The 1,249-nt window shown below is 73.4% G+C and carries 1 protein-coding gene and 1 pseudogene; one reads left to right on the top strand and one right to left on the bottom strand.

What is annotated here, in order from left to right:
- Positions 1–151 (bottom strand): annotated as a pseudogene (locus FV222_RS31620) (6,7-dimethyl-8-ribityllumazine synthase); the annotation flags it as partial.
- Positions 152–451: 300 nt separating this feature from the next.
- On the opposite strand from FV222_RS31620, the gene FV222_RS26555 reads away from it, so the two are divergent.
- Positions 452–1,249, top strand: a 798-nt coding sequence (locus FV222_RS26555) for an ABC transporter ATP-binding protein (RefSeq protein WP_147816112.1), incomplete at its 3' end; no start/stop codon positions are given.

A 1,249-nucleotide genomic window follows, 5' to 3' on the forward strand; every position in this document is an offset into this window, starting at 1 on the left:
CCGCGGCGTGGGCCTCCGCCGCCGCGACGGCGCCGAGCGCCCCGGCGAGCAGGTCGTCGGACAGGCCGTCGTAGAAGCGCGCCTCGACCACGAGGACCCGGGCGCCGGGCGTTTTCGGAGGGACGTAGGCGTCGCTGCGGGGGACATGCATGGGACTCGTGGGACTCCGGCGGACCCACCGCGCGTGCGGAGGGCGCTGACCGACGCGCCGTCTCCGGCCGTCTCGCATCCAGGGTGTTCGGGCAGGGTGTCCGAGGGAGCGAGGGTTAGACCGAAGCGACCGGCTCCACAAGCATGCCGGCGCCGGCCCGCCTGCGGACAGGGCATCGCCTCCATGCGCCGGCGCCCGGTGCGACGGCCCGGGCATCGCTTTTACGACGCCGCCGCGCCCGTGATGGCCCGCGGCTTGCTCCCCGGTTTTCGCGAAGGGCGTGCCGACCGAAGGACCCGCATGAACGTCGAGGTGATCCAGCTGACGAAGCGCTACGGCTCGACGCTCGCCGTCGACGCGATCGACCTCAAGATCCCGTCGGGCGCCTATTGCTGCCTGCTCGGGCCGTCCGGCTGCGGCAAGACCACGACCCTGCGGATGATCGGCGGGCACGAGGCCGTCAGCTCCGGCGCGGTGGTGATCGGCCCGCGCGCCGTCGGCGACGCGCCGCCGTCCGAGCGCGGCACCGCGATGATGTTCCAGAGCTACGCGCTGTTCCCGCACCTCACCTGCCGCGACAACGTCGCGTTCTCGCTTCGCATGCGCGGGGTCGCCAAGGCCGAGCGCCGCACGAAGGCCGACGCGATGCTTGACCTCGTGCAGATGGGCCACCTCGCGGACCGCCTGCCGGCGCAACTCTCTGGCGGGCAGCAGCAGCGCGTGGCGCTGGCCCGCGCGCTGGTCACCGGCCCGAAGGTGCTGCTCCTCGACGAGCCGCTCTCGGCCCTCGACCCGTTCCTGCGGGTGCGGATGCGGGTGGAGCTGAAGCGCATCCAGGCGGAACTCGGGCTCACCTTCATCCACGTCACGCACAGCCAGGAGGAGGCGATGGCGCTGTCCGACCTCGTGGTGGTGATGAACGGCGGCAAGATCGAGCAGGCGGGCGACCCGCGCACGGTGTTCGAGCGCCCGGCCTCGGCCTTCGTCGCCCGCTTCATCGGCGGCCACAACGTCATCGCCCTGCCCGAGGGCAAGGTCGCGGTGCGGGCCGACCGGATGCGGCTCGGGGCCGAGGCCGGCGCGGGCGCGGTGCAGGCC

Origin of the sequence: Methylobacterium sp. WL103 (genome assembly GCF_008039885.1) — a bacterium.
GTDB classification, from domain to species: Bacteria; Pseudomonadota; Alphaproteobacteria; order Rhizobiales; family Beijerinckiaceae; genus Methylobacterium; species Methylobacterium cerastii.